The following is a 7,087-nucleotide window of genomic DNA, read 5'->3' as shown; positions in this document are numbered from 1 at the left end:
GATCGCGTTCATCCGGGTCCAGGGACCATCCCCGCGGGTGCGGGGAGCAGACTCGACACCTGCCAGGTTAGGAGGCAGGGCCGGGACCATCCCCGCGGGTGCGGGGAGCAGAGCGGGTTCGTGCTGACGGTCTCGTCGCCGCGGGGACCATCCCCGCGGGTGCGGGGAGCAGGCGTTGCGGTGGAGGCTGATGGGGCCGGAGGTGGGACCATCCCCGCGGGTGCGGGGAGCAGCCGGAATCTGGGTTGGAAATCCAACCAGGCGGGGGACCATCCCCGCGGGTGCGGGGAGCAGCGTGTGCTGAAATACCCTCGGAAGTGCCGTCAGGGACCATCCCCGCGGGTGCGGGGAGCAGACTGGTCGGGGGTGACCTCTCCAGGTCGTGCCCGGGACCATCCCCGCGGGTGCGGGGAGCAGCACGCGTGCGACGCGCTGTCCGTAGTGCGCCTGGGACCATCCCCGCGGGTGCGGGGAGCAGAGGCGGAACATGCCGGGCGTGTTCTTCGGGTTGGGACCATCCCCGCGGGTGCGGGGAGCAGAAGTCGACGTCCCCGCCCGGGACGTTGGTGTCGGGACCATCCCCGCGGGTGCGGGGAGCAGAGCGGTGCGCTGGAGCCCGCGCGCGATGGCCAGGGACCATCCCCGCGGGTGCGGGGAGCAGACGGCTATCTCTGTCGTGGTCGTCGTCGCGGAGGGACCATCCCCGCGGGTGCGGGGAGCAGCAGGTCGGATGCGCCTTGACGTGCTCCTTCTGGGGACCATCCCCGCGGGTGCGGGGAGCAGACTTCGTGACCTGCAGTTCTACCGCATGCGCAGGCCCGGCTGAACCACTTTCGCCGAAACCGGCAAAGAGCCCAAAGTGCTCGTTTCTCTCTACGCTTCTCAGCGTTGGCTTTGTTCACGACTTCGGGTTCTGGCACGACTTCCGTGAAGCCGGAGCGATCCTCGATGCCCGAGGCCGACGCCCCTGGTGAACCGGCAGGTCAACGGCTCGTCCAACGGCGGATACGAGTTCGGTCGGCGTGGTTCACGGAAGTTGTGCCAGAACCGGGCAAGGCCAGGCGTGGTGGGCTGCGTCTCAACGGCCGGGCTACGGCTGGGAGTGTGTGGGTGCGTCCCACGCTACCGGCGGCCGAGAAGCGGCTGCGGGAGATGTTCCCTGAGCGGTATCCGGGTTGGGTGGACCGGTGGAGCGGTCATGTCGACTCGGACGACGCGCTCTACCGGCCCTGGGTGGGAGGCCGCGTCCAGGGTCTCAGTCAGCATGCCGTCCCGGTGCAGTTCCGGGTGCCGCAGCTTTCACTCGATCATGAGTGCCGGTGCGGGTTCCGGGAGCAGGGCGGCGATGACGGCCGTGCGCACGCCGGCCACCACGCGACGTGGGCGCTCGGTGTGCGGGTGCCGAAGAACCTCTTCTGGCCGGGTGACCTGGCCGTGGTGACGACCCAGTCCCCCATCGCGTGGCGCAGGCTCGTCTATAAGGTGGCGGGGATGCCGCAGAGGGAGAATCACTACGATTTCCGTTCCTGGTCCCACCTCGGCGAGCCCGAGGAGACAGAAGACAACGTCCGGGCGTACCTGTTGCAGTCGAACGGGCACGTCGTCGGCTACCTCACGGCCCATGACACCGATCACCACCGGCCCTGGGACCTCGTCAAGGAGTCGCCGCTCGGTGACGCAGATGACACCCTGCGGCCGCGGGTCGACCTGATCTGGGTGGCGGACACCTACCGGCGCCAAGGAGTGGGCGCCATGCTCGTCCGGGCGCTAGCCGACGACTTCGGCTCCCCCGTCACCGAGGTGTCCTGGTCCGCGCCGATCAGCCGGTCAGGGCTGCAGCTCGCGCGCCGGCTCTCGCCCGATGGCATCTGGGTGAGCTGAACCGTACTGGTGTAGATAGCCACTCAGGATGCTGATGAGCGGGCAGTGTTGTGCCACTGACGGTGGTGATGGTGGGGAGATCGGTGCAGGAGGGTTGATCTTCGGGGTGCCGGGCGGCACCGTGACCATGTCCTGCACATGATCGTGGCCCTCCCGCTCGTTTGCCGGCGTCCGGGAGGGCCACGTGAGCGCCAATCGGAGGGCGCTTTGGTCACGGTAGAGGTGGCGACTTCGGTTGTCGAACGGCGGCTGTCTGCGGGCGAGTTGTCGTGTCCGGACTGTGATGGGGTGCTGGCCCGGTGGGGCTGGGGCCGGTCACGCCGGCTGCGGGGGCCGGCCGGGGTGGTGGAGGTCCGTCCGCGGCGGGCGAGGTGTCGTTCCTGCGGGGAGACGCACATCCTTCTTCCTGTGTTGTCGCTGGTCAGACGCGCGGACGCGGCTGAGGTCGTCGGGGTGGGGCTGGAGCTGGCGGCAGTCGGCTGGGGGTCGCGGCGGATCGCCGAGCGGCTGGGCAGGCCCGTGACGACGGTGCGGGGCTGGCTGCGGTGCTGGTCACGTCGGGCTGGCCGGGCGACGGAGGTGTTCACCGGGTGGCTGGTCGCGCTGGCCGACGACCCAGCCCGGGTGCTGCCGGCGCCTGCGGGGTCGGCGGTCGCCGACGCGGTCTGCGCGGTGACCGGATTCGCGTTCGCGGCCCGGGCGAGGTCGAGGATGTTGAAGGTGCCTACCTGGTTGCTGGTGTCGGCGGCCTGCCACGAGCGGCTGCTGGCGCCGGGCTGGCCGCCGGCTTGATCAGGAAGACGATCAACACGAGCTCACCCTGACGGAAGCGGTGGGGCCGGTTCCATCCTGGCGGCTGGCATGTCCGCAACCGTCCTGGGAGGGCTTCGGATGGCGTTGGTCGATGAGGAGGAGCGACGGCGGGCCGAGCGGGCCCATCAGGTCGCCTTGTTCCGCTACCAGTTGATCCGTGAGGCGGCTGACGCTGCCCTCTCGCCGCGGCAGCGCGGGGCGATGGTGAGGGCGATCGCCGCGAGGGTGCACACGGATCCGTTCGGGAAGCCGGTCAAGATCACACGCGGGACGGTGGACCGCTGGCTCAAGCTCTGGCGCGAGGGCGGCTTCGACGCGCTGCTGCCGCCGACGCGCCAGGTCCCCCCGCGAACGCCGGAAGAGGTCCTGGACCTGGCCGCGGCCTTGAAGCGGGAGAACCCGACCAGGTCGACCGCGCAGGTGGTGCGGATCCTGCAGCAGCACCTCGGGTGGGGGCCGTCCTACCGCACCGTCCATCGGCACCTTCAACGGCTGGAGCTGCTGACCCGCCCCGACGGGCAGCCGCCGGAGGCGTTCGGCCGGTTCGAGGCCACGCGTCCGAATGAGCTCTGGGTCGGCGACGCCCTCCACGGGCCGAAAATCGCAGGCCACAAGGCATACCTGTTCGCGTTCGTCGACGACAACAGCCGGGCCGTGGTCGGCCATCGCTGGGGCGGCGCCGAGGACAGCGTCCGCCTCGCCGCAGCGTTGCGGCCAGCGCTGGCCGCCCGCGGCGTCCCCGAAGGCGTCTACGTCGACAACGGGAGCGCATTCGTGGACTCCGCCCTGCTCAGGGCCTGCGCGAGGCTCGGGATCAAGCTCATCCACTCCACCCCGGGACGGCCGCAGGGCCGCGGGAAGGTGGAGCGCTTCTTTCGAACCGTCCGGGAACAGTTCCTGGTCGAGGTCGACACGGAGAAGGTCGCTGACCTGCCAACTCTCAACCGCCTCTTCACCGCCTGGGTCGAACAGGTCTACCACCGCAGGGTCCACTCCGAGACCGGGCAGGCTCCGTTGGAGCGCTGGCTCGCCGGAGCACCGTTCCCCACACCGACACCGGACGCACTGCGGGAGGCCTTCCGCTGGTCAGAGCTGCGGAAGGTCGCCAAGACCGCCACGGTCTCGCTCCAGTCCAACACCTACAACGTCGACGCGTCGCTGGTCGGGCGGCAGGTCGAGCTGGTCTTCGACCCCTTCGACCTGACCGACATCGACGTCCGCTTCGCAGGGCGTTCGTTCGGCAAGGCGATCCCGCACCTGATCACCCGCCACTCGCACCCCAAGGCGAAGCCCGAGACCCCCGCCGCACCGCCGCCGGCGCCGACCGGGATCGACTACCTGCGGCTGATCGACACCGAGCGCTCGAAGGAACTCGGCCGGCGGATCAACTACGAGGTCTTCCTGCCGGGCCAGGACCAGCCGATCGAGGCCGTCGACCTGGGCGAGGAGGGCTCGTGACCAGCGGTGATCAGGTCCACGAAGGGCCTGTCCCACGAGCCGGTCACACGGACGCTCGGGAGCCCGGTCCCGGGGCCAGCTGGAAATCGACGAAGAAGGTGCCGGGGTTGCCGGGCACGACACGGCAACTGAAACGGAGCCGGGCAACGAACCGACGTCGGTCTTGAGGTTCTGCGAGAGAACGGCGGCCGAGGTCACGTACTTGTTCGCCGGGCCATCGACGGCATGGGCATCGACGAGCGCTCCACGGATCCCGGTCACGACGTATTCGACCCGTAGACCGCCGCTGAGGTCGGGCTCTTCGCCCTCGTGGTCGCAGTTCACGACGTGGGCAAGCACGTCACCCAGGCCGGTCTTCGGATTGTCGCTCATGAGCGCACACGCTACTTGGCTGCCACCGCAGCCGCACAGAGCCCGCGGCTATCGGCCCGCTGCGGGGCCGAGCCGGCCGCGGCCGAACCGGACTGCGTATTCGCCTAGCTGGAGAGGACAGACAGACATTAATAGACAAACTGACCGCGCACTGGGGCTTCACGCGCATGCCGTTCGGCAAGGACCTGGCGCCCTCGATGCTGCACCGGCACTCCTCCCACGCGCAGGCCGTCGCCCGGATCACGTGGTGCATCGGCGAACGCGCCCTCGGAGTGATCACCGGCGAGGTCGGCGCAGGCAAGACCGTCGCGGTTCGGGCATCGCTTGCGCGGCTGGACCACCCCCGTCACAAGGTCATCTACCTGGCCAACCCAGCCGTCGGCGTCGCTGGCATCCACCACGCGATCGTTACCTCGCTCGGCGGCGTCCCGAGACCGCACAAGTCGACACTGATTCCACAGGCCACCGACCTGCTGGCCACCGAGAACAACGAGCGCGGCCGCGTCCCCATCCTGATCATCGAGGAGGCCCACCTCCTGGACCATGAGCAACTGGAGGCGATCCGGATGCTGACCAACGACGAGATGGACTCCAACAGCCCCCTGGCCTGCCTATTGATCGGCCAGCCGACCCTGCGACACAAGATCAAGCTCGGCGTCCTGGCGGCTCTGGACCAGCGGATCCAGGTCCGCTACAACATGCCGTCGATGAACGGCGAGGAGACGGCCTCCTACCTGGTCCACCACCTCGCGCTCGCCGGCCGGACCGACACCCTCTTCACCGACGACGCGATCACCCTGATCCACGACACCGCCCGCGGCTATCCCCGCGCCGTCAACAACCTCGCCGTCCAGGCCCTGCTGTCCGCCTACGCCGAGGGCAAGCCGATCGTCGACGAGACCAGCGCACGCGCCGCCGTCGCCGAAGTCACCGCCGAATAACGACCGCGCCCACCCTGGGCACCGTCAACTTCCCAGTGACACGATGAAGATCAAACAGCCCGCTGGAAACCCACCAGCGGGCTCTCTTCATCTCCGAACATCACCATCGTGAGTGGCAAACCCGTCACGATTTTGAACGGCAGCCAACAGCGCGTGCGGGGAGCAGACTTCGTGACCTGCAGTTCTACCGCATGCGCAGACCCGGCTGAACCACTTTCGCCGAAACCGGCAAAGCGCCCAAAGTTCTCGTTTCTCTCTACGCTTCCCAACGTGAATGCAAAGAGTCGCGGGCGCTGGATGGAGAAGTGATCCCGCCGGGGGCCATGGGACTCTTGCATCTGCTGGTTCGAGGGCGTGCTCCGGTGCCTGCGGGTCGCCGGCCGGCTGTTTCCTTCACCCCTCCGTCGCACGGTCCCCGAGGTCGCTTTGATTCGCCTCCGGGCCTGCCCCCAGCCTTCGACCTCTCCACGGCCTCGCGGCTGCTGAGGGCCCGCGCTCCCAGCTGATCCTGAACCCTTCTCCGAAGGGGCGAGTGCTTCGGAGGGAGCTTCTTCGTGGCATGGCGGTCGAGCGGGCTTTCGCCCGGCATGTGACACCGGGCTGCCTCGCCACCGTCTGCTCCAGTAAGGATCTTCAAAGTGGCCACCGATCGGGTAATGACCAGGGGTTGATAGAAGGCGAGGCCTTCGGGCAGTGGTTCGAGATGTCTGACGTCTCAACCGCCGTCACCGGAGGCCTCGTTGGTCCCCCTATCCTGCCGCACTCGGCCTGCCGCACGCGCTCGTAGAGTGGGTCACGATGCTGATCGTCACCCGCGGGGGTGACCGTCGGCGCAAGCTGCGGCCCTCGCAACGCACCATCACCACCCTGGTGCACCTGCGCGAGCGCACCACCTACGCAAAGCTCGCCGCGGACTTCCGGATCAGCGAAGGCACCGCCCACGCCTACGCGCAGAGCGTGATCAGAACCCTCGCCTCAAAAGCGCCATCCCTCACGCAGGCACTGCGCCGAGCGCGTCCCGCATACGTCCTGGTGGACGGCACCATCGCCGAGTGCGACCGCGCCGGCGACCACGAACGGGACTACTCGGGCAAGGCCTGACGGCACGGAGTGAACATCCAGGCCGTCACCGACCCCGCGGGCGAGCTGATCCGGTACTCACCCGCACTGTCTGGACGCACGGTCGACATCGCCGCCGCCCGCACCCACCGCATCGTCACCGTCTGTGAACGGCCGCGGATCCCGGTGCTCGCCGACAAGGCCTACGCCGAGGCCGGCGGCACGTTCCAGGTGCCGTTCAAACGCCACCTCGGAAGACCCCTCACCACCAGGCAAGCAACCGTCAACCGAGCATACGCACGAATCCGCTTCCCCATCGAGCGGGCCTTTGCCCGACTCAATGAGCTTCTTCGATGTGGCCACCGATCGGGTGACGGTCCGTGAAGCGAAACGAGCGAGGCCCCCGGGCTGTTGATCGAGATGTCTGACGTCTCAATTACGTTGCTCGGGGGCCTCGTTGGTTGTCCATCCTGCCGCACTCGACCTGCCGCATGCACTCGTGGAGTGGGTCACCATGCTGATCGTCACCCGTGAGGGCGACCGGCGCTGCAAGCTCCGTCCGT

Annotated in this window: 4 protein-coding genes, 2 pseudogenes and 1 CRISPR repeat array; all 6 genes and pseudogenes read left to right on the top strand. The window is 68.6% G+C overall.

Going from position 1 to position 7,087, the window contains the following annotated elements; translation table 11 throughout:
* Positions 1 to 21 precede the first annotated feature (21 nt).
* Positions 22 to 783: a CRISPR direct-repeat array (repeat unit 29 nt; unit sequence GGGACCATCCCCGCGGGTGCGGGGAGCAG).
* 396 nt (positions 784 to 1,179) lie between these two features.
* Positions 1,180 to 1,881, top strand: a complete 702-nt coding sequence (locus OO54_RS40440) for a GNAT family N-acetyltransferase (protein WP_157856608.1) — start codon at positions 1,180 to 1,182, stop codon at positions 1,879 to 1,881.
* Between the two features lie 408 nt (positions 1,882 to 2,289).
* Positions 2,290 to 2,673 (top strand): helix-turn-helix domain-containing protein, encoded by a 384-nt coding sequence (locus OO54_RS46975; protein WP_200146647.1) that lies wholly within the window; start codon positions 2,290 to 2,292, stop codon positions 2,671 to 2,673.
* A 99-nt stretch (positions 2,674 to 2,772) separates the two neighbouring features.
* Positions 2,773 to 4,152 (top strand): DDE-type integrase/transposase/recombinase, encoded by a 1,380-nt coding sequence (locus tag OO54_RS40430; RefSeq protein ID WP_033212612.1) that lies wholly within the window; start codon positions 2,773 to 2,775, stop codon positions 4,150 to 4,152.
* 539 nt (positions 4,153 to 4,691) lie between these two features.
* Positions 4,692 to 5,465: an ExeA family protein gene (locus tag OO54_RS40425; protein WP_051787895.1), complete on the top strand. Its 774-nt coding sequence runs from the start codon at positions 4,692 to 4,694 to the stop codon at positions 5,463 to 5,465.
* 798 nt (positions 5,466 to 6,263) lie between these two features.
* Positions 6,264 to 6,863 (top strand): annotated as a pseudogene (locus OO54_RS48090) (transposase); the annotation flags it as partial.
* 118 nt (positions 6,864 to 6,981) lie between these two features.
* Positions 6,982 to 7,087, top strand: a pseudogene (locus OO54_RS45580) (IS5/IS1182 family transposase); the annotation flags it as partial.

The organism is Streptomyces wedmorensis, from assembly GCF_000716445.1.
Taxonomy (GTDB): Bacteria; Actinomycetota; Actinomycetes; order Streptomycetales; family Streptomycetaceae; genus Streptomyces; species Streptomyces wedmorensis.
The sequence above is the reverse complement of the archived record's forward strand: the minus strand, read 5'-3'. Positions and strand labels throughout refer to the sequence as shown.

Bases quoted from the DNA above. Each gene is read 5' to 3' on its own strand.
- OO54_RS40430 (WP_033212612.1), top strand. From the start codon at position 2,773: ATGGCGTTGGTCGATGAGGAGGAGCGACGGCGGGCCGAGCGGGCCCAT.
- OO54_RS40425 (WP_051787895.1), top strand. From the start codon at position 4,692: ATGCCGTTCGGCAAGGACCTGGCGCCCTCGATGCTGCACCGGCACTCC.